The following is a 21,739-nucleotide window of genomic DNA, read 5'->3' as shown; positions in this document are numbered from 1 at the left end:
CTTCTATTCAGCTCGCGCCAGATCGTCTAACCTTTCGCTAAGTGTTCGACTGTTTTGTTAGCAATGCTTTGACCAAAATGGCTCCGAATCGTCATCTAAATACCCTCGTTGTTCCACGGCATGCTCAAAGCGCTCGAACTGGCCGGATTTAAAAGCTTTGCGGATCGCACTCGATTCGATTTTCCCGATGGGATCACCGTGGTGGTGGGGCCCAATGGAAGTGGAAAATCGAACATTGTTGATGCGATGAAGTGGGTTCTAGGGTCCCAGAGTGCCAAGAGCCTGCGCGGCAAGGAAATGTCTGACGTCATTTTCAAGGGGTCGCAGACACGGGCCCCAGCGGGGGCTGCCGAAGCCACCATTGTGTTCGACAATTCCGCGGGCAATCTGCCGGTCGATGCACCCGAGGTTCATGTCACTCGCCGAGTCTACCGCAGTGGGGAAAGCGAATACCTGATCAACAAGCAGTCGGTCAGGCTCAAGGACGTCCGCGATTTGATTCGCGGCACTGGGATTGGGATCGATGCCTATAGCTTGATTGAGCAGGGGAAAGTCGATCGCATGTTGCAGGCCAACGCCAAGGATCGCCGCGCGATCTTCGAAGAGGCCGCGGGCATCAGTCGCTTTAAAGCCAAGAAGCAGGAAGCGCAACGGCGATTGACGCGTGTGCAGTCCAACCTGACTCGGCTTCGAGACATCGTTGATGAAGTCGAATCGCGTCTCAAGAGTGTTCGCTCTCAGGCAGCAAAGGCAGAGCGTTATCGGCAGTCCAGCGAGCGTCTCAAGGAGTTGCGTACCGTTGCCGCCTGGACCGATTGGGCGAAGCTGTCGGACGAATTAGAGCAGTACGAAGCCGAGCTTGCTAAAACCCAAATCGGCGTCGACGCGTTACAGGAGCGTCGTGAACAGATCAACGCCGAACGCCAGGCAACCGAGCTTGAATTGCAAGCCATTGCCGAGCAAGCCAAGGAGGTTGAATCGCAGCGTCAGAGCTGTGCCGATCGCGCTGCGACATTAACTGGACGCAACGATGCTGACCAAGCGGGGCAGGCGGACCTGCGTTTGTCCATCGCCAACTCGTTGCGAAGATCACGAACGCTCAAGCGCGAAGCGGCACAGCGCGAGCAGGAGATTGCAGAGCTAGAGCAATCGCTGCAAGAAAGCACACAAAGCCTTGACACCATTACCGCCAAGCGGGACGAGGTCCAAGTCCGGCAGGATCGCATTCAAGGTGAAGCCAACGAGATCGTCAAGCTGCGTGAGTTGAACCAGCAGCACCAAGTTGATGCGGTTCGCAAAGCCGCCGAAATGGAGTCCCAGCGACAAAGTCTTGAAAGTGAGATTGAACAAGGCAATCGGACTCTGCAAAGCTTGCAAGATCGCATTGCCGAAGCCGAGCAAGCGCTGACGACGGCGAAGGATCAAGACCACGAAACAGCCGAGCGTGTTGGTGTGCTGCAGGCCGACGTCGCTTCAGCGCGTGAGAAGGTAGATGTCGCCGAGCAGATTACTAATCGGCAGCGCAAAGTCCTTGATCGACGCAGTGGGGAAACCGCTGAACTGCGGACCAAACTGGAAGGCGCCCGGCAGCGTTATTTGGTTCTTGAGGATTTACAGCAACGTCAGGAAGGAGTTGCCAGTGGCGTTCTGGGGGTCCTGGATCAGTTACGCGGCAACAGCAGGCAAGCAGACATTGCCGCACTGGAATCCGATGTTGACGGGATGGTTGCTGACTTAATCAACGCGGACGTTGATGTGGCGCCGATGATTGACGCCGCATTGGGTGATCGAGCACAGTTTCTGGTCGCGCACTCCGCTGACCTGGCCGACGCGATCTGCAGTGGTCGCTTGCCGGCCGAAGGGCGTGTGGGCATCATTCGTTGTGACCTGTTGCCGGAACCACCGATTGAAAACCCCATTCAACTCGAAGGTTTGCAAGGCGTGATCGGCCGCGCCGATCGGGTAATTGGGTTTGATCCCGACCAAAGACGCTTGTTCTCGCACCTGCTGGCGTCGACTTGGCTGGTCGAAGACATCGCCACCGCACTGCAGGTGCAACAGATCGCCGGTCCAGGTCAACGCGTTGTCACCCGACTGGGCGAAGTGTTGGAAAGTGACGGCACGATGATCGTCGGTCCCGCCACCGCTTCGACGGGACTGATCAGTCGCCGCAGTGAACTGAATGCTGCGGCCGAGGAAATCGAACGCTTTACATTGCAGATCTCTGATAACGATCAAGCGATCGCGGGGCTCGCACAATTAGTCGACGAACATGCCAGCGAACTGGGGCGATTGCAGATCGCGCATCGCAACTTCGTCGCCGAACTGGCTGCCGCGGAGGCCGAGCGACGTCACGCTGGCCAACGACTTGCCGCGGCTGGCGGCACGCACAGCCAATTGTTGCAGGAACAGGGACAATCCCAGCAACTCGTCGACACGGCGACGCAGCGGGTCACACAGCTCAATGAGCAGATCGGCGAAGCCAAGCAGCATGCAGAAGCCTTGTCTGCTGAAGCTGCAGAAATCGAAGAAACACTGTCTGAAACTCAGCAAGCCTTGCAAGATGCGATCGGTGAACTGACCGCCGTCAGCGTTGAAATTGCCCGCGTCGAACAACGCGATGAGTCGCTGCAGTCAAACCTTCGTCAACTGCGGCACGTGCAGGATCAGCACGAGTCATCGGTGGAGCGATCCGTGCTCCAGGCCGAGACGGGGTATCAGCGGTTGGCGGAACTGAACGAACGCCTTGATGCGTCGGCAGAAGAGCTTGAAAAGCTGGTGGTTCAACGCGATGAGTTCGATACCCAGTTGCATCAGCTTGCCCAACAGGCCGAGACGGTCCGCAAGAGCACGCGGCAGATCAATCAAGAATCCGAACAGGTTATCAATGACACCGCCAAGGCCAGTGAAAGTTTGCATGCGTTAACCAGTCAACGCGACAACGCGACCATGCGTCAAACCACGTTGGCCGATCGGATCAAAGAAGATTATCAGATCGATTTGCATCACGACGATCCGCCGGAAGAATTGTTTGAGATTGAAAATCGCAACGCGATGAACGAAGAGATCACCAAACTGCGTGATCAGTTGCAACGCACCAGCAACGTCAACATGGAAGCCTTGGCCGAGCTCGAAGGCCTGCAGTCCCGCTATGATCACCTGAGCGGCCAGTACGAAGACCTTTCTGCTGCGAAAGATTCGTTGCTGCGAATCATTGGCCGGATCAATGCCGATAGCCGCCGGCTGTTTTTGGACACCTTGGAAGCGATCCGCCAGAACTTTCAAACCTTGTACCGCAAGTCGTTTGGCGGTGGGCATGCGGACCTGGTGCTGGAGGAATCCGAGGATCCGCTGGAAGCGGGCGTGGAAATCATCGCCACGCCGCCCGGTAAACCCAGTTTTAGCAATTCATTGCTTTCTGGTGGTGAAAAAGCACTGACCGCAGTCGCTTTGTTGATGGCGATTTTTCAGTATCGACCCAGTCCGTTTTGTGTCTTGGACGAAGTCGATGCGCCTTTCGATGAAGCAAATATTGGTCGCTTCGTCACCGTCTTGAATGAGTTCTTGGATCACAGTAAGTTTGTGGTCGTGACTCACAGCAAAAAAACAATGACCGCAGCAACCACTTTGTATGGTGTGACCATGCAGGAGTCAGGCGTTAGCAAACGAGTGTCCATTCGCTTTGAAGACGTGAGCGAAGACGGCCAAATCAGTGAAGATGCAGCGTGATGCAGTGGACTGGATTTGGGGACAGAGTTTGGGCAGTGCTTGAGAGCAGTGCTTGCCAGTCTGTGCCAGGATTTCACGGTTCCGGGAGTTTGCGATTCCAGTGCTGACTCGGTACGGTTGCCCGTTTGATGCGTTTATGTATCTTTGACAGACTTTGTTAGGATAGAAGTCTCAAGCCATTGACCATGTCTGATTCCCTGACCTACCGATCGCTGGTTTCTGTCCCGGTTGTTGCTTGCTGGGATCCTGTCCCCGCTGCTGTGACGGATCTGATTGATCAAGCACAGCGGATCTGGGACCAGAGATCCGCCGATGAAACGCGACTTGTCTCGCTGGTGAACAGCAACTATTACATCGCCTTTCATGCCATCAAGCAGCAGATACAGGAACTGAATCGGCCAGGGTTGCGGTTGGTTGAGCTCGGGAGTGGGTGTGGTGTCGTGGCCAACATCGCAGCACTGCTGGGCGTGGAGTCCAGTGGCATTGAGATCGAGCCTGGCTTGTGTGAGCTATCGAACCAGCTGGCGACGGCCTGCAAGCTGTCCACCAAGTTTATTCCCTGCAGTTATCGCGACTGGGAGGGTGGCCAAACGTCTGAAATGAGCGCCGCTGCGCGAAAAGGGCTGTCAGCGCTGCGTGAGGCGGATCTCATTTATGGCTATCCCTGGCCGTCCGAGCAGACGTATCTCGCGTCGGTGGTAAAACAGCATTGCAAACACGGGGCTCGGTACCTGACCTATCACGGCGGTAGCCGTTTGCAGCTGCGCCGAGTCAGCGTTGCAATTTGACGCCTGGTGCCAACGAATGTTATTCTGTCCCCGATGCATTGGGACACCAGCTCGCTTGCTTCTGCAGGGAGCTTGGATTTGTTTATCAGCCAGCCAAGGGATACGCCCGCTAGATGCAATTCTCCATTAGACACCTTGTCGTCATCACCCTGGTCAGTGCGTTTGTGTTCGCAATTGCCAAAGCCATTGGTCTTCCCGGCACGGTCAGCGTTCTGGTGATGGGGTACTTATTTGCTCCTTCGATTGTTCTATCATTTTCGCGGGGCGTTGCAGAGCGACGCTATCGGAGGTCGATCGCGAGTGGACTCTTGTTGTTTCTCTTCTTGGCCTGCATGTTCACATGCGGCATCATTTGGGGGGCTGTTGAGGTTTACCTGAGCATTGCGATCGGGACCGTATTCGTCTGGGTTCCACAGTTGCTGTTTGTGTTGGTTGTTTATTCGCAGTGGAAATCGGGGCTGCGTTCTGCCGGGGTGAATCCAGATTGATTGGAGTGATTGCATGGTCGCCTCTCATTCGACAAGAGGCGACTGCGTCCCAATTCTAGGATCGGAGTTTATCGAATGCGACGCACGGTCCCGGGGGCCGTTGGTCGCTCGGTAACCTTTAGCTGAATCGATTGCACGTCTTGAGTCGCGATCGTTGAAGGCAGGCCGCTGATGGTTGAAGGCAGACGCCGGATTGGTGAACGCGGCAGGCTGATCGTTGGCGTTGCGACATGTTCGGCTGTGAAGTCAACCGTTGGCGATTCGATTTCTGGCAAGGCAGCCACCCAGCTAGGCGATGCTTGTGGCTGCGATGCTTGTGGCTGTGCGGTGATCACAACGCTGGACGGTTCAGGCACTTTGTCGCATCCCATTTCATCACAGGACGTCACGGGGATGGGGCCACCATCGCAATCCGCTGAGCAGGGCCTCTTTGGTAACCAGTCAGGCTTCTTTTGTAACCAGTCAGGCAGTTTGCAACAGCGTCCAAGGCAGGGCTGGCAATCGACGATGGAGTCACAGGGCTGCACACACCAGTCCTGGCACTGCGACCCACAGGGGTTGGAGCACTTAGGATCGGAGTATCCGGTCGGCGGCAGATCAGCATGGTGACGAGGGCCGCTGTAGCGACAGGTGTGGTAACCATCACTCCAGCCGATGCCCAGGTTGCGTGCATGCCTTCGGATGCAAGCGTTGTCTAGTGCAAGGCAACTGGTGCCGAGGTTCACGACGCTTGTCAACACACACAGCGCGGTGGTCATCAAGATCGCTTGGGGCAACCGCTTGGCGCGGTGAGGCGGAGGTTGCCAGAGGTGGGAACTGCGTGTGGATTCGTCCATGAAACCAGGATCCGATCAAATAGGGAGGAAATAATCCGGTCCTTCGAAAAGCGAAACCACGTTCAGTGTGATTGCAGTTGGGTTTCGCCAGTGCTCTGATTCCTGTTTCGGATCTGCTGGCAACCTGCTGAGAGCAGGAAGGGATCGAAGCGCTGATTTCCCAGCGAGTCGCTGTTTCTATATCGCTTGTAACAGTTAATCCAGCGTGTCGCGATTGACAGCCGGCGCCGTGCCAGAGCCGGCCGGCTGGGTGGCTGGCTGGATCAGGTCAGCAAGGTTGACGAGCGAAACAGACTGCGCGGACGAACGGGCAAGTGTCGTTTTAGGGAGACTCAAACTGCAGGCCGGCTTGCAGTTGATAGCCGCGCATCAACTCTTCGCCAGTCATTTCGCGTTTGCCTGAGGGGCAGAGCCGTTCGATTTGGATCACTCCGTCGGCCGTCACCACTTGCAGTTGCTTGCCACCGGTGATCTGTCCCGGGGACAAAGAGGTTGGTTGATCAGCGGCGGGGACGCGACTGACTTCTAGGACGGTCATTCGCAGTGCGGGTTTGTTATCGCGAACCTTTAGCAGCGAATAGGCCACCGGCCATGGTTGCATGCCACGAACCAGCAAGTCGATTTCACGACAGGGCTGCGTCCAATCAATCTGGGCTTCGGCTTTGGAAAGGCGCGCTGCTTTGGTGACTTTGTCCGGATCTTGGTGCTGGCCAATCGTTGACTCGCGATCCCAGTTGATCAGTAATTCAAGACTTTGCATGACCGGATCGACACCGAGTTGGGACAAGCGTTCTTCGAGTTGTCCCGAGGTTTCGTCATCGCGAATCGGCGTCTCGGCGGTGCACAGGAGTGGTCCGCCATCCAATTTCGGTGTCATGTGAATCACGGAAATGCCGGTGATTTCATCACCCGATAACAGCGCACGTTGCACGGGCGCGGCGCCACGGTAGGCTGGCAGCAGCGAGCCGTGTAAGTTGATTCCACCGAGCGTTGCGGACGCCAGGGCGGCGGGTTTTAGAATCTGACCGTAATCACAAACAACCAGCAGATCGGCGGCAAACTGATTGAGTCGTTCAACCGCTTCGTCATCGTTGATGCTTAGCGGATCAAAGATCGGCAGTTCATGCTGTAGGGCCCAGGTTCGAACCGGTGCAGGTGGCGGACCTTTGCGGCTTTTGACCGGTGGCTCCGGCTTCGTCACCACCAGTGTGACTTCGTGCTCGGATTGCCGAATCGCGTCAAACGCCGGCACGGCAAAGGGGCCGGTTCCCATAAGGATGATTTTCAGAGGCATCGGCGATTCTCTTAGCAGTACTTCTCAGTCCATTGACTTAGATTTTCGATCAGCTTTTCATCTGATTCGATCGTGCCGGTGCTCTGCTGGGAACGAAAGACGGTTTCCAGTTCATCCAGTTCAGGTTGCAAGACGGCAACATTGACGTCACTCATGCGATCAAAGAACAGGGTGCCGTCAAGGTGATCGATTTCGTGCATGAAAACGCGGGCCAGGAAGCCTTCCAGCGTGGTCTCAATCGCGTTGCCTTTGATGTCATACGCACTGAGATGGATGCTCTTGGGGCGAGTGACTTCGCCGTTGACCCCTGGCAGGCTCAGGCAGCCTTCTTCCATGGAAACGGAACCCTTGGGATGTTGAATCACGGGGTTCAAAATCACAAATTCCTCGCCATCGCCCTTGGTGCCGGTGGGGTTGGCAACAAACATGCGAATCGGTAGATCGACCTGATTGGCCGCCAAGCCAACCCCATTCTTTTCATACATCTGATCCAGCATTTCGTCGGCAATCTTGATCAGGTCTGCGTCAACCTTCTTCAGCGTTTTGCTTTTGAAACGAAGCGTCGGGTGGGGGTAGTGAATAACTTCTAAAGTCATGGTGATTTTGGATGCTGGCGGCAAAACATTGACAGTCCATAGAATGACCGATGGAAGCCGGTTTGTCAGGCGGTGAAGCCGGCTGAATCGTTTTCAAGAGGGAAATTCAGCGGTTTTGGTGGAGCGAAATCGGTCCAGTTGAACCTTTCTGCACTACTGCCACCAGAGCTTGGTTTGCTCTAAAATGCCCGCAACTTGATGCGGCAACAACGGATCGCGGCAAGATGACCGGTTGGGTTGGCGAAAACGCTTGGTTCCCGCTGCGACACTCTGCCGGGCAATGAATCTCCGCTAGGCAATGAATCTCCGCTAGGCGGGGGTGCAAGCGTTCTCCGCATCAAGTGTTCCAATGGTTGCTTTGTCATGACACCGCCCTGTCAGTCTGATCGCCCTGTCAGGTGACGGCCAAGCAGTGGTTGGCTCGTTATCACGCTTTCCAGCTTTGTATTTCTCAGGTTCTCCAGAATGAATGATTCGTGTTGGGAAGACGCTTCCGATTTATTGACACCCAATTCACTTGCCAAGCAGCGCTGGCAGTCGCTTGCCAGCAACCTTCGATCGCATCGCATTCAGAAGCAGACGATTCACGGTGCGACGGTGCTGGATTTCGGCGTGCAGGTCAAGGGTTCGCTGGAGGCCGGGGTGGCGTTAGCAGAAGGCTGCATGGGTGGGCTCGCCAACGTGCAAGTGGTGCCTCAGTCCGATCCCGCCTTGGTCGCCGCTAATGCGGTGACCGTGAACGTTGACTTGCCCTTGTTGTCTTGCTTGGGCTGCCAGTATGCCGGTTGGCCGGTGAGTCACGAGAAGTACTTTGCCATGGGCAGCGGACCGATGCGGTTGCTGCGTGGCAAAGAGGATGTATTGCAAGAGTATCAACTTGCCGATGTTCCCCGCTGCGCTGAGGTCGCCGGCGTGTTGGAGTCGGATCATTTGCCGACCGACCAGATCATTGAACTGATCGCAGCTGATTGCCAAGTTCGTCCGGACCAATTGACCCTTGCCGTTGCGCCAAGCACTTCGATCGCAGGGACGGTGCAGGTGGTTGCACGCAGTGTTGAAACGGCAATGCACAAACTGCACGACCTGAAGTTCGACCTGAACACGGTTGTCAGCGGTAGCGCCATTGCACCCTTGCCACCGCCAGCAAAACCGGGCGATAGTGTCGCTGGGATCGGACGCACCAATGATGCCATGCTGTATGGAGCAACGGTCACCTTGTGGGTGGATTGCAGTGACGATGCCATTGAAAGTGTCTTTCAGCAAATGCCCAGTTGTTCATCAAAGGACTACGGGCAACCGTTTGCAAAGATCTTTGCCGACTACAAGTACGACTTCTATCAAGTCGATCCGGCGCTGTTTAGTCCGGCAGTCGTGCACTTTCATAACCTGGCAACAGGCAAGACGTTTTCGGCAGGCAAATTGAATCCAGCGGTGATGCGAGCGTCGTTTGGAATGGGTTCATGAGTGCTCGGCCCAAGCAGCGACTGTTGGTCCTGGGGGCGCCCTACGGTTGGCACGCGGATCAACTGCGTCAAGCTGCCCATAGGATGGGGCATGTCATCGAAGCGGCTCCCTGGGAAACGGTGTCAGGGACATTGGCGGTGTCTGGCAAAGACTGTGGCTTGCATGCTGCGGCCCAGCCGATTTCACTGCAAGAGCATCCTTCCGAACCGGCCGAGGCCGTTCAGTTCACCGACTACGACGCAGTCCTGACCAGAACCATGCCGGTGGGATCGCTTGAGCAAGTGACCTTTCGATTGGCGGCACTGCATGCCTTGGCCGATGGCTTGGCCGATCGTTGCCCTTTGATCGTAAATCCGCCACGGTCGCTAGAATGGGCGATCGATAAGTTCGCGACCCAAGCCCGCTTGTCCGCCGCAGGTTGTCCCACCCCGGCAACGCGAGTGGTTCAAACTCGCAGTGAAGCGATGCAGGCGTTTAATCGGTTAGGCGGCGATTGCGTGGTGAAACCGATCTTCGGTGGTGAAGGTCGCGGCGTCATGCGAGTCACCGATCGGCAGTTAGCTTGGACGTGTTTCTCGACTTTGGAACAACTCAACAAAGTGATTCTTGTCCAGGCGTTTGTGCCGCCCGGTGGCAGTGATCTGCGGTTGTTAGTGATCGGGGAGCGTGTTCTGGCGGTGCGGCGACACAATGCCAATGATTTCCGCTCCAATGCGTCAGCGGGTGCTAAAACCGAAGCCGTTGAAATCGATTCGGCAATGCGTGAGCTTGCTTTGCAGGTGACCCGCCGTTTCAAGTTGACCTTTGCGGCGGTAGACTTAATCGATCAGCACAATGGGCCGCCGCTTGTTTTGGAAGTCAATTCCATTCCCGGTTGGAAAGCCACCCAAGCGGTGTACCAACCTTCGATTGCCGATTGGATTATCGAGACCTTGGTGGAAGCCGAGCGAACAGAAAACCATGAATGAACCTGAACCCACCTCCGATCGTTGTTCTGGCGATGACCAGGCAGAACAAAGCCGCAGCAATGTGCGTGATGGCAATGTCGCATCACGGTTAACCTTGGTGGCGACGTTGATGCCCTCGGCAGTCTCCATCGCTGAATCAAATGGGACAGTTGGTTCGGGCGGTCAGCGAGGTTATTCGTTGACGACGTTTGAGAATCTTGACCAACGCAGTACCGATATCGCCAAGGGCTTGCTGGCTTGGGGCGTCAAACCGGGAATGCGGATTGGGATGCTGGTGCCCTTTAGCGCCTCGTTTATCGAATTGGTTTTCGCGCTGCTGAAAACAGGTGTCGTCGTGATCCTGATTGATCCGGGCATTGGTCGCAAGCACTTGGTGCGCTGTCTTTCCGATGCGAAGCCCGACGGGTTCGTGGGCATCCCCAAAGCGCAAGCCATTCGTACTGTGTTGCGACGGCGTTTCCCAGACGCTCGCTGGAATGTCACCGTCGGCAAGCGTTATTGCTGGGGTGGCAAGACGCTTGATCAGATCATTCAGCTAGGGAAGGGCAGTGACGTCGAGTTGCCGATGATTCAACGCCCCGATCCCGCTGCGATCATTTTTACTACCGGCAGCACCGGGCCGCCCAAAGGCGTTCAGTACACCCACGGCACGTTTCACGCCCAAATTGATCGCATTCGAGAACGCTACGACATCCATCGTGGATCACGTGATTTGGCTTGTTTCCCGTTGTTTGGGCTTTTCGACGCAGTCATGGGAGTGACCACAATCATCCCCGACATGGATCCTACCAAGCCAGCGGAAGTCAACACACAACGTTTGATCGACGCTTCGGAGGACTGGGAGTTCGATCAAGCGTTTGGATCGCCGGCGCTTTGGAACACTGTGATTCGCTGGTGCCAGCAAAATCAAGTGAAAAATCCTTTTCCCCATCTGCGGCGCGTGTTGTCCGCCGGTGCGCCGGTTCCCGCTGCGACCATGGCTGCCTTGCGAGAACTGCTGGATGAAGACGCCAAGATTTACACGCCCTATGGCGCCACCGAAGCACTGCCGATCGCATCCATCGAATCGCGCCAGGTGATCAGCGAAACCGGTCCCGCAACAGCAAAAGGGAAGGGCGTTTGCGTGGGCAATCGTTTCGAAGGTGTGCAATGGAAAGTGATTCGCGTTGACGACGGACCCCTCGATTCCATCGACCAGATCGAAGAATTGCCTCAGGGCAAAATTGGTGAACTCATGGTCAGCGGCCCCATGGTCACGCGGCAATACGTGGTGCGAGCGGACCAGAACGCGATGCACAAAGTCGCTGATGGCGATCGAGTGTGGCACCGCATGGGAGACGTTGGCTACCTGGATCCTCAAGATCGGTTTTGGTTCTGCGGTCGCAAAGCGCATCGTGTGACCAAAGGCAAAAAAGCCTGGTACACCGTTCCCTGTGAAGCGGTCTTCAATGCTCATCCAAGCGTCTATCGCTCGGCGTTGGTCGGACGCGGGCAACCCGGTGATCAGCAACCGGTGATCATGGTCGAGCTGTATCCGGAAAAGCAACCAGCTGATGAACCGGCTCAGCAGGCGTTGATCGCTGAATTGCAGACGCTGGCCAAACGCAACCCGCTGACTCAATCGATCGATGAGATCATCCTGCGCCAGGAACCCTTGCCGGTGGACATTCGCCACAACAGCAAGATCTTTCGTGAGCGACTCGCGGCGGAACTTCAGTAGCGGCGGAACTTCAGCAGCAACGACATCGCCTGCTTTGGGCCTCCATTGGGCCAGAGGCCGAGCTTACTGAGCAGGCAATCTTAGCGCGTTCGCACCCCGGGGCAGGTCTTGCGTTTCCGGTGGCATATCGGTTGTGCCGGGCGGCTTGTGGGGGAGACGAATCCCAACGCTTTGGCCCAGTGCTGGTCGCGAGCGATCCATTGAGCCAACAAAAAACGGCGACCAATGCTGGACGCCGTTTGTTGAATCGTTTGGTTCGTGCGAGGCACGATCGGTTTAGCGACGAGTCTTTTTGACTTTCGCGCCGCCTTGGCGGACTTTGAATTTTGGATTGCTTTTGCAGATCACGTAAACGCGGCCGCGGCGTTTTACAACCTGGCAATCAGGATGGCGGTACTTCAACGCGCCGATGCTGCTGACAACTTTCATCTGACCTTTCTCACCGAGTGACGCTCGCTCCAGAGCGTAACCATCCAGAGCGTTTTAATAATTCCGTTCACTGTGAAGCCAATCTTCACAGGACGCGACTGGTTTCGCATTAGGGTGGCGGAGTATAACGATCCCGAGGCCTCGTGCAAAGTGGCTGTGGGGGACGATCCCTGTGAAAGCCCGTTTTCGCGACTTTTTTTGCCGATGGGCCACTGTTTCAGCCCATTTGTTGTCGCCAACGCTGTCCTGAAGTCACACAATTCTCGCCGAATTCGTCGTCTGACTGCCAGATGCCTGCTTTTGACAACCCGCTTGCATCGGTAGGGTGACCGCCAAGACTGTCTTCACGGTGCAGGTGCTTGACCTGCGGCGCCGGTCGTTCTCACACAGTTTCTGTTCGCTCTGTTAGGAAAACAAATCATGGCAAAGTTCGCGTACTTCGATTGTCTTAGTGGAATTGCCGGCGATATGACGCTTGCGGCTTTGATCGATGCTGGGGCGGATCAGGAACAAATTCAGGCAGCGCTGTGTTCGATGGGGTTGCCGGAGCTGAAGCTGGAGACACAGGACGTCAAGAAATGCGGTTTCCGAGCGCTCTATTTGCAGGTTAAACATCCCCCCGAGCACGCTCACCGGCACCTGCACCACATTACCGAGATGATCGATAGTGCTGGTGAGATTGACGATCAGGCCAAAGAGCTGGCAAAGAGCATTTTTCAGCACGTCGCGGTGGCAGAAGCCAAGGTTCACGGCACGACTCTCAGAAAGGTTCACTTCCATGAAGTCGGCGCGATTGATTCGATCGCCGATATCGTTGGTGTTTCCGTCGCGATCACCTCTCTTGGCATCACGGCCGCAATGGCCTCGCCAGTTCCGGTTGGCTCTGGACAGATCGTGATCGATCACGGTCGCGTTTCGGTGCCAGCACCGGCCACCGCTGAAATCTTGCAGGGCGTTCCGCTGGCTGCTTCTAGTCTTCAAGCAGAGCTAACCACGCCCACCGGGGCAGCGATCATCAAGCAGCTGGCGACCGATTTTGGGCCGCTGCCTCCGCTACAAATCGAATCGATTGGCTATGGAGCTGGCACGGCGGATTTCCCCGAACAGCCTAACATGTTGCGAATCCTGATCGGTCAGCGCGGGGAGCTCGATACCAGTGAACAGCAATCGATCAGTGAATTTCGCCAGCCAACGGTCATTCAGTCGGACTCCGTCGCCGTGTTGGAAACCAATCTCGATGACGCCAGCGGGGAACAGATCGCGGATTGCGTCAATCGGTTGTTCGATGCGGGGGCGTTAGATGTGACTCAGATCCCCTGCATCATGAAGAAAGGGCGTCCCGGTGTCGTGCTTTCTGTGATTGCGCCCCCTGAATTAAGTTCTAAGCTTGAAACGGTGATGTTTCGGTTTTCCCCGACCATCGGTTTGCGCAAGCGGATCTGTCAGCGCAGCTTGCTGCCGCGTCAGACCATCACCATTGACACGCCCTGGGGCACCATCCCGGCAAAATCCGTGCAAATCTCCGCCCATGAACAACGTATCAAGGTCGAGCATGATGATGCCTGTCGAATGGCCGACCAACATGATTTGACGCCAGAGTCAATCCGCCACTATGCCGAGGGGGTTGCATTGAGCGATAATGAAAGAGTCGAACCGGTGTAAAACGTGCCAGAATGTCGAGATTCACTCGCCCAGAGCATCAAAACATCGCGACTTTCAGCGTGATCCAAGGTTTATCCTGGTAAAAGCCAACCAGATGACCTGCTGAGATGAACGGTTCGGCAATTATCATGTCCAGTCGGCGACTTTTCTTGCTGGTCTACGGAAGTGGCCCTACACAGCGATTTCGGACATGTTTTCTTCAACATTCATAGAGACGAATGCACAGTAGTACTGAACCGAGTGTCACAGACTCTGACGCTGGAGATCCAGTGGTCAGCGCCGAGTCCCCGGAAGACTTGGCATCTGAGAACACCTCTCGTGTAGAACGCGAACAGGCGTCGACGTCGTCCCTGCAGGCGGCCAAATCGCCGACGGATTCCCTTAGCGGGTCAGGTCCCGTTCGTTGGGATCGCTTCCTGCTTTACAACGTTGCCATCCCCATTCTGTTGGTTGTCGCTGGCATCTCGGTCATGAAGTTGCTTGGCAAGGCAACCGCTGATCCGCAGCTGCCGCCCCAACTAGACGCTGCCTCGGTCCTGCAGTCGCTTCCAGAAACGCGAATTGAACAGGTTCGATCGCTTGCCAGCAGCGAGCTTCAGCTGGAATTGATGGTTGATGGAAATGTTGTCCCATTTATTGAATCATTTGTTGCGGCTGAAGTCAGCGGCCGCGTCGTTGAGAAAATGCCAATCTGCGAGCCCGGTACGATCGTTCGTGAAGGGGACTTGCTGATCAAGATTGATGACACTGATTATCAGCTCGAAGTCGATCGCCTGACGAAGCTAAAAGAACGCGAAGGAAATGCCCTGGCTGAAGTCCAGCAGCAAGTGGTCAACGCGGATCGCTCGATTGAGCTTGCCAAGAAAGATGAGATGCTGCAGCAGGCGGATCTGAAACGTCAAATCGACCTGGGCGGATTCGCAAGCAACGCAGAAATTGATCAAGCGAAAAAAGCGTTGATTCAGTCCCAACAGCAAGTGCTTGAGCTGCAGAATCAACGCGATCTACTGAATAAAACCCGCTATCGGCTTGAGTCCAGTTTGCAGCTCGCTGAGACCAACCTGCGCGTCGCTCGCACCAATCTGGCTCGTTGCGAAGTGCACAGTCCGATCAGCGGTGTGATCTCCAGCGAGAGGGTTGATGTCAACGCCTTTGTCAATCGCGGAACCGTGTTGGTAACCATCGAAGATACCTCCAAAGCCGAAGTGGCCGCGAATCTGAGGATGGACCAACTTTACTGGGTCATCAATCAGAACGGCAATGATCAACTGACGCAGTATGAGTTGCCGCAAACCAAGGCAATCATTGAATACAAAGTTGCCGGTCGCCAAGGCGTCGTGCGCCACTGGGATGCCATGTTGATGTCCTATGATGGCGTGGGAATGGACCCCAGCACAAGGACTGTCCCCGTTCGTCTGATCGTTGACAAGCCCTCCGTGGTGCGTGATGCGGTCACTGGAAAAACGATCATGGTCGATCAAACCAACGCTCTGATGCGGGGGATGTATGTGCGAGTCAGATTGCAGTTGGATCCCAAAGACGATTTAGTGATTGTCCCCGCTAAGGCGCTGCGTCCAGGCAACAAAGTATGGAAATTCACGCCCAATCAAACGGCGTTCGATTCCAGGCTGAAGGAACTGACACAGAAAGCGGAAATGATGATTTCTGAGGCCAAGAAAAAAGACATTGATCTGGTGGCCTTGGCCAAGGAGCAAGAAGAGAAACAACTCCAAGAAGATCAGGAAAGCCAGGGTGCTGACAGCGGACTAACTGAAGGGACCGATCTGGCATCGAAGGCCGCGTTTGATCCAGAATCGTGGACCGCTGGATGGGTGAAAACCTCCCAGTCGCTGTATCCCATTGAATCGCTGTTGGTCGAACCTGCCAATGCGGATGCCTTTGCAACGCGGGCAAAGAAACGTGATTATTGGGTCTGTCAGGCCGCTGATGGCGAAATCAAGGACGGCGATTACGTTGTGCTGTCGCAATTAGGCGTCGTGCCTCAAGAAGGGATTGCCGCAAGGGCGAACGTAGAGAAATGAAACGACTAATTGCATGGGCCATCGGAAACGGCCCCGGAATGAATGTGCTGATGATCGCTGTCATGCTGATCGGAGGCCTGTCCCTCTATCGCATGCGTCGCGAAGTCTTTCCAGAGTTTGAACTGGAAGTCGTGATGGTCACCGTCGCCTATCCTGGAGCGACTCCGAAGGACTGCGAAGTCGCGATCTGCCAAAAGATCGAAGAGTCGGTTCGGTCCATCAACGGCATTAAGAAAGTGACCTCGATCGCTCGCGAAGGTGGTGCATTCGTGCTTTGCGAATTGCGATCCGATGTGCCGAGCGTGCAGAAGGTGCTCGGGGAGATCGATCGCGAAGTCAATCGAATCCCCAGCTTTCCCGATCTGGCTGAAGATCCAGAGATTCAGCAGATCACGTTCCGTGATGCAGCGATTCGAGTCGGCATCATTGGTCCAGATGATCGCACTCTGGAGGGCGAGTTAAAGCTTCGCGAGGTCGCTGAAGGCATCCGCGACGATATTCTGACGTTAAGCAGCGTTTCGGCCGCCGAAATCATGGGCACTCGGCCCTACCAAATCGATGTCGAAATCCCCGAGTCAACACTGCGCAGCCATGGCTTGACACTCGATTCCGTGGCCGCCGAAATTCGCTCGCGAAACATTGAACTGCCCGGCGGGCAGATGAAAACGCAGGGGCAAGAAATCCTACTGCGTGCAAAGAACAAGAGCCACATCGGAGAAGAGATCGCACAGATTCCATTGGTCACTCGCGATGACGTCGTGCTGACGGTCAACGACTTGGGCGTTGTCATTGATGGTTTTGATGATTCATCTTCCATCGGTGAGATCAATGGTGAACCTGCCATGGTCGTCAACGTGCTGCGCTCCAAAAGCGAAGACTTGCTGGCCATGGTGACTTCGGTTCGCGAGTACGTCGAAGGTCATGAATTGCCGCCCGGTTATCGCTTCGAAGTTTGGAACGATTCCAGCACGGAGGTGCGTGGTCGTTTGGAGCTGTTGCAGCGAAACGGTTTGCAAGGTTTGCTGCTGGTGTTCTTGGTGCTGACGATGTTCCTGGACATGCGACTTGCGTTCTGGGTCGCGCTGGGCATTCCAATTTCAATTCTTGGTGCGGGGATTTTTCTCGGCCTGGGCGATCAGACTCTGAACATGCTTTCTTTGTTCAGTTTCTTGGTGGCACTGGGGATCGTGGTTGATGATGCCATCGTGATCGGTGAAAACATCCACGCGCACCGCCAGATGGGCAAGAGCGTTCATCAAGCCGCCGTTGACGGCACCGTCGAAGTCTTTGGCTCGGTGACCGCATCGGTGATGACCACTGTCATCGCGTTTTCGCCGATGTTCTTTGTCAGTGGCGTGATGGGCAAGTTTATGGCAGTGATCCCCTTCGCCGTGATTGCGATGCTATTGTTGTCGCTCTGGGAAAGCATCTTCGTCCTGCCCAGTCACTTGGCGCATCCGCACAAAGGGTTCTTTAAGTTCCTGGCGGTGGTGACCTATCCGCTTCGCCCGATTGGGTTAGTGCTCTCCTATTGCTCGAAACGCTCCTCACGGGGACTCGAGCGGTTTTGTGATTGCTACTATGTTCCGGCGTTGCGATTCGTCTTGAAGTACCCACTGCTGCCTTGTGGAATTTTGGCCCTGTTGGCGTTGTCGACCATCGGATTGGTGACCAGTGGCATCGTCCCTCGGATTGTGTTTCCTAAAGTTGATAACAATTTCCTGCAGGCCGTGGTCGTTTTCCCAGATGGAACACCGGTCGCTGACACCAATTTAGCAACCCAGCAAATGGAGCGAGCGCTCCGCGATGTCAGCCGCGAAATTGCCGAGGAACGTGCCACCAAAGAGAAACGCACCGTCACTGATATCTATGGCAGCGACGATGGAGTCATCGCCGGACCGGTTCGTTTGACGTACCGTGAAGTTGGAAACTTTACCAACACCCAGAATCCAGCCGGCGGTGGTGGATCGGGCAGTGCCGTCGGTCAGATCTTTGCTGAACTGTATGACACTGAAATCCGCGATGTGCACAGTAAAGATCTGATTGCAAGATGGCGGCAACGAGTCGGTGAGATCGCCGGTGCGGAGAGCGTTACCTACGGCACCGTGGGTGTCGGGCCGGGTGGAAAGCCGATTGAATTCAAATTGCTCGCCAGCAGTCAAGATTCCGACGCCTTGCAAGACGCAACCGAAGAGATCAAAGCAAAGCTAGAGACCTATCTTGGAGTCTTTGATATCGCGGACGACAACACTCCCGGGAAATGGGAGTATCAGTTTAAAGTGCAAGACCAAGCGTTGGCGACAGGCATCGATGAGGCTCAGCTCGGGCGAACGGTGCGGAACACTTACTTTGGTGCCGAAGCGATGCGGCTTCAACGCGGTCGCCATGAAGTCAAACTAATGGTGCGCTATCCCAAAGAAGAACGCGAATCGCTGGTGAACTTCCGAGAGATTCGTGTCTCGGATCAAAATAGCAATGCGCATCCGATTCATGAACTTGCTGAAGTCACGACAGAACGAGGCTTTTCGGAAATCAACCGCGTTGACCAGAAACGCTCGATCACCATCACAGCCGATATCGATGAGTCATCCGCCAACGCGACCGACATCATTGCCGAGTTGCAAGCCAGTTTCGTTCCAGAGCTGATTCAACGTTACAAAGACGAACGCAATCAAACCGTCGAAGTCCGTTGGGAAGGGCAAGCAGAGCAAAGCCGCGAGTCGGTGGGAAGTTTGATGATCGGTTTTCTGGTTGCGATTGTTGCGATGTATGTGTTGCTCGTGATCCAGTTCCGGTCCTATGTGCAACCCATCTTGATCCTCCTGATCGTGCCCTTCGGTTTCATCGGTGCTGTCTGGGGGCATGCTCTGTTGGGGTTGCCGCTGACATTGTTCAGCATGTTCGGCCTGGTCGCACTTTCAGGAGTGGTGATTAACGACTCCATCGTTTTGATCGACTTTATCAATGCCAGGGCTCGTACTGATAACCCGTCGATGGAAGCGTTGGTGGAGGCGGGACGGCGCCGTTTTCGGCCGATTTTGCTGACCAGTATGACGACGATTGCCGGTCTGATTCCGCTAATGTTAGAACGCTCGTTCCAAGCACAGTTGCTGATCCCCATGGCGGCGTCGTTGGCCTTCGGTTTGTTGCTGGCGACCAGCCTGGTGTTGTTCTTGGTTCCGGTTTCGTACTCGATTTATCTGCGTGGATTGCTTTTCCTGCGAGGGTTCTTCTCGGCTGAGAAAGCGGTGCCGGCGACCAACGCAGGATTGGCCCAAAGGCCTGGGCTGGAATCCAAAGCGATCTAGGTTGCGGTCTCCCTGGCAAGCTTCGGTCCCTACGGCGTGAATTTCGATGGCGGCGTGAATTCGTCAAGACCAGAGGCGATTGGGGATGACGTTTTTCCCCGCGCCCGCCAGGCCAATGCGCCAGGGAAATGCAGTGGGGAAATGGCACGTGAAAACAGGCATCGGAGTTGGCCTGCATCGCTTTGGTGAACCGGCCGGGAGCCCCTTTATTTCGTGGGATAAGTGGTCGTCGGTGGGTGATAAGGTTACGAAGCAGGCGGACCAATACGGGCCGATTGCCCTAGAAATGGGGGAGACGGGAGCCGTAAAAACTTTTTGCTGCGAACCTGAAAAGTTCTGCTTGTCTCCTATTCTGCAACCGGCGATCAGTTGCTAGAATCCCGCACGTCGCATGCGACACTGCCCCGTGGTGTAATGGTAACACTACTGATTTTGGTTCAGTCATTTTAGGTTCGAGTCCTAACGGGGTAACTGAGTCTAAGCCCGCAATTCGCGGGCTTTTTTTATACGCAGAGCTTCTGTCTTGGCTCCATGGTTTTGGAGTTTCGAGATCAGGGTGAGTTGTGCAGATTGCCAAATTTGCGCTGCGAAGAGCCGGCATCGCGCTGCGAAGAACCGGCATCGCGCTGCGAAGAGCCGGCATCGCGCTGCGAAGAGCCGGCATCGCGCTGCGAAGAGCCGGCATCGCGCTGCGAAGAGCCGGCATCGCGCTGCGAAGAGCCGGCATCGCGCTGCGAAGAGCGTTCATCGCCAGCGCTGGTTTGCGTTTGGCGAAACAATGGCAGAGAACCAGGGCATGCTGGAGATCCCGCTTACTTGGCTCGTTTCTGCAAGCCCGTCCATGCTGACGCTCGTGTCCCGAACCAAGTGTTTTTGTTTTCCACATCATCTCGCGATCGCCACGGCAATCGGAATCCGCTTGCCGATCACCTTGCGACGTCTCTGTACGGGACTCTTCAAGCTTGAGGACTTCTTGAAGATGTGATCACGATCGTCCGCCTTGATCCAGCTGTTGGTGGATCAAGGGGACTGTGTTTCCAGACCAGAGGGTGATCTTTCAGTCGGCGACGCGCTGCTTCGGCTTTCAGAGTCTCCCAAAACGAGCGGCGTTTCGCTTGTGCAGCGTCATGCTGCTCAGGCGGTGAATTGGACTCACCTCAGCCACGCCGCTGATTCAATGAGAAGCCAGAGGCGTCTTAGAGGGCAACGTCAAACGACGCCGGAGATGTCAGAAGCACGTGTTGAGCGTTTAGACCGCGGTTAGGGCGGCAGCGATCGCACCGACAATGGCAAGTCCGAGCACAAGCAGCAAAAGCCCGACGAAGATCTTGACGATGATCGAGGTTCGATAGACGATGTGAGGCGTCGCCTCTAGCACTTTTTTGTACTCGTCCGAAAATACCATTGTCCCTTTTTCCGACCACAGTAGGTAAAGGAAATACGCACTGATCAGGGTTCCCACGGGAAATCCAGCCAAACCGATGATTCCGAGGATGGATCCACCAATCCTACCGACGGGCGTGAAGCGGCGAAGTCCGCGAGCGACAAAGAATTGAAAGATACCAATTGAAAAATAAATCGCACCCACTATCACCAAAAACGCGGCATCGGGACCACCATCAGTGATGCGTATGGCGCCGATTACCATAGCTGCTGCGCCTCCGACACTTAGGACCACCGACCCGAGGTAGTACAACGCGCCAAAGGAACGAATATTCGCTTCGTGGTTGAGGTGCTCCTGACGTATCACCTCGTAGTTTGCCGCAGGATGAGTGAACCCAGTGGGTGCTGCTGGTGCTGCATAGGGGTTCAAAGGATCCAGCTCATTTTGTGCAAAACGATCCATGGCCATTCTTCTCCAGAAGTTGTTTGGTCATTGCTTGTTGCGAGGCGATCAACGTCGCACACCAGGGAGAGTCTTTCCATCGCCGGGGACAATACAAAATGGACAGAAGGAGGATCCTCGTTTTTATGCCGCTCGGCCGCTTTCGTCGAAATTGTAACCAATCTGTGGCCGTCGGTGGCCGTCGTTGCGGTGCTCTCAAAAGCTGATCACACTGTTAGCAAGGTAGACCGGCCTTGGTCGTCAGGATCAAGGACTGGTTACACAGCCAGAAGATCCGCTTGCCTCTCACTGATCACATGAGTAGACAACTGCTCAACGCGTCTTACGACGGCTTGCCAAATGAGCCAGCGCCGCTGACAACGTATGGCAGAGAAATGCACGTCGGTAACCTGCCAAATCCAGGCCGGTGGCTTTCACAATTGCATCCAGAGTTCCGAACGCCGAAGGCGTTCTACCCCATAGCCCAGGGTCGCGCAGCGCACCCTGGGGACAGGTCCCACACACATCGTCCCCGAACGCCGTAGGTGTTCTACAACGGGTTCGGGATAGCCGCTTGGAATGCAAGGAAC

At 55.4% G+C, this 21,739-nt stretch carries 14 protein-coding genes and 1 tRNA gene; 10 read left to right on the top strand and 5 right to left on the bottom strand.

Annotation, left to right across the window (positions count from 1 at the left end; translation table 11 throughout):
- Nucleotides 1-120: 120 nt before the first annotated feature.
- The 3 genes from smc to SV7mr_RS13845 all read left to right on the top strand — a co-directional run bounded on the left by smc (nucleotide 121) and on the right by SV7mr_RS13845 (nucleotide 5,005).
- Complete coding sequence (gene smc / locus SV7mr_RS13855; protein ID WP_145273138.1) at nucleotides 121-3,729, top strand: chromosome segregation protein SMC; 3,609 nt, start codon at nucleotides 121-123, stop codon at nucleotides 3,727-3,729.
- 185 nt (nucleotides 3,730-3,914) lie between these two features.
- Nucleotides 3,915-4,517, top strand: coding sequence for a class I SAM-dependent methyltransferase (locus SV7mr_RS13850; protein WP_145273135.1), 603 nt, complete (start codon nucleotides 3,915-3,917; stop codon nucleotides 4,515-4,517).
- A 113-nt stretch (nucleotides 4,518-4,630) separates the two neighbouring features.
- Nucleotides 4,631-5,005 carry a hypothetical protein gene (locus SV7mr_RS13845; protein WP_145273132.1) on the top strand — a complete coding sequence of 125 codons (375 nt, stop codon included), beginning with the start codon at nucleotides 4,631-4,633 and terminating at the stop codon, nucleotides 5,003-5,005.
- 68 nt (nucleotides 5,006-5,073) lie between these two features.
- On the opposite strand, the gene SV7mr_RS13840 is transcribed toward SV7mr_RS13845, so the two are convergent.
- The 3 genes from SV7mr_RS13840 to def form a co-directional block, all read right to left on the bottom strand.
- Nucleotides 5,074-5,841, bottom strand: coding sequence for a hypothetical protein (locus SV7mr_RS13840; protein ID WP_145273129.1), 768 nt, complete (start codon nucleotides 5,839-5,841; stop codon nucleotides 5,074-5,076).
- A 322-nt stretch (nucleotides 5,842-6,163) separates the two neighbouring features.
- Nucleotides 6,164-7,135 (bottom strand): methionyl-tRNA formyltransferase, encoded by a 972-nt coding sequence (gene fmt / locus SV7mr_RS13835; protein WP_145273127.1) that lies wholly within the window; start codon nucleotides 7,133-7,135, stop codon nucleotides 6,164-6,166.
- A gap of 11 nt (nucleotides 7,136-7,146) precedes the next feature.
- Complete coding sequence (def, locus tag SV7mr_RS13830; RefSeq protein WP_145273123.1) at nucleotides 7,147-7,731, bottom strand: peptide deformylase; 585 nt, start codon at nucleotides 7,729-7,731, stop codon at nucleotides 7,147-7,149.
- Between the two features lie 465 nt (nucleotides 7,732-8,196).
- Between def and mch the strand changes: the two genes are divergently transcribed.
- The 3 genes from mch to SV7mr_RS13815 are packed head-to-tail and all read left to right on the top strand — an operon-like array spanning nucleotide 8,197 to nucleotide 11,883.
- Nucleotides 8,197-9,195 (top strand): methenyltetrahydromethanopterin cyclohydrolase, encoded by a 999-nt coding sequence (gene mch / locus SV7mr_RS13825; protein WP_145273120.1) that lies wholly within the window; start codon nucleotides 8,197-8,199, stop codon nucleotides 9,193-9,195.
- Nucleotides 9,192-10,163 carry an ATP-grasp domain-containing protein gene (locus SV7mr_RS13820; protein ID WP_145273116.1) on the top strand — a complete coding sequence of 324 codons (972 nt, stop codon included), beginning with the start codon at nucleotides 9,192-9,194 and terminating at the stop codon, nucleotides 10,161-10,163. The genes mch and SV7mr_RS13820 overlap by 4 nt, the downstream gene beginning before the upstream one ends.
- The gene (locus SV7mr_RS13815) at nucleotides 10,156-11,883 is read left to right on the top strand and encodes a fatty acid CoA ligase family protein (RefSeq protein ID WP_145273113.1); all 1,728 of its coding nucleotides are present in this window, start codon (nucleotides 10,156-10,158) and stop codon (nucleotides 11,881-11,883) included. Before SV7mr_RS13820 ends, SV7mr_RS13815 begins: the two co-directional genes overlap by 8 nt.
- Before the next feature lie 276 nt (nucleotides 11,884-12,159).
- Here SV7mr_RS13815 and ykgO read toward each other — a convergent pair whose 3' ends face one another.
- Complete coding sequence (gene ykgO / locus SV7mr_RS13810) at nucleotides 12,160-12,312, bottom strand: type B 50S ribosomal protein L36 (protein WP_094417406.1); 153 nt, start codon at nucleotides 12,310-12,312, stop codon at nucleotides 12,160-12,162.
- A 420-nt stretch (nucleotides 12,313-12,732) separates the two neighbouring features.
- Between ykgO and larC the strand changes: the two genes are divergently transcribed.
- From larC to SV7mr_RS13790, 4 genes are all read left to right on the top strand, one after another.
- A complete protein-coding gene (gene larC, locus SV7mr_RS13805; RefSeq protein WP_145273110.1) occupies nucleotides 12,733-13,974 on the top strand; it encodes a nickel pincer cofactor biosynthesis protein LarC in 1,242 nt (413 codons plus the stop codon).
- A 218-nt stretch (nucleotides 13,975-14,192) separates the two neighbouring features.
- Nucleotides 14,193-16,016 (top strand): efflux RND transporter periplasmic adaptor subunit, encoded by a 1,824-nt coding sequence (locus SV7mr_RS13800; protein ID WP_145273107.1) that lies wholly within the window; start codon nucleotides 14,193-14,195, stop codon nucleotides 16,014-16,016.
- A complete protein-coding gene (locus tag SV7mr_RS13795) occupies nucleotides 16,013-19,324 on the top strand; it encodes an efflux RND transporter permease subunit (protein WP_145273104.1) in 3,312 nt (1,103 codons plus the stop codon). The genes SV7mr_RS13800 and SV7mr_RS13795 overlap by 4 nt, the downstream gene beginning before the upstream one ends.
- Nucleotides 19,325-19,724: 400 nt before the next feature.
- Nucleotides 19,725-19,795, top strand: a tRNA-Gln gene (locus SV7mr_RS13790).
- 778 nt (nucleotides 19,796-20,573) lie between these two features.
- Here the strand turns inward: SV7mr_RS13790 and SV7mr_RS13785 are convergent.
- Nucleotides 20,574-21,170 carry a hypothetical protein gene (locus SV7mr_RS13785; protein ID WP_145273101.1) on the bottom strand — a complete coding sequence of 199 codons (597 nt, stop codon included), beginning with the start codon at nucleotides 21,168-21,170 and terminating at the stop codon, nucleotides 20,574-20,576.
- Nucleotides 21,171-21,739: the final 569 nt, after the last annotated feature.

It is taken from the genome of Stieleria bergensis (genome assembly GCA_007745635.1).
Taxonomy (GTDB): domain Bacteria; phylum Planctomycetota; class Planctomycetia; order Pirellulales; family Pirellulaceae; genus Stieleria; species Stieleria bergensis.
Note: the sequence above shows the minus strand (reverse complement) of the source record. Positions and strands in the feature narration are given on the sequence as shown.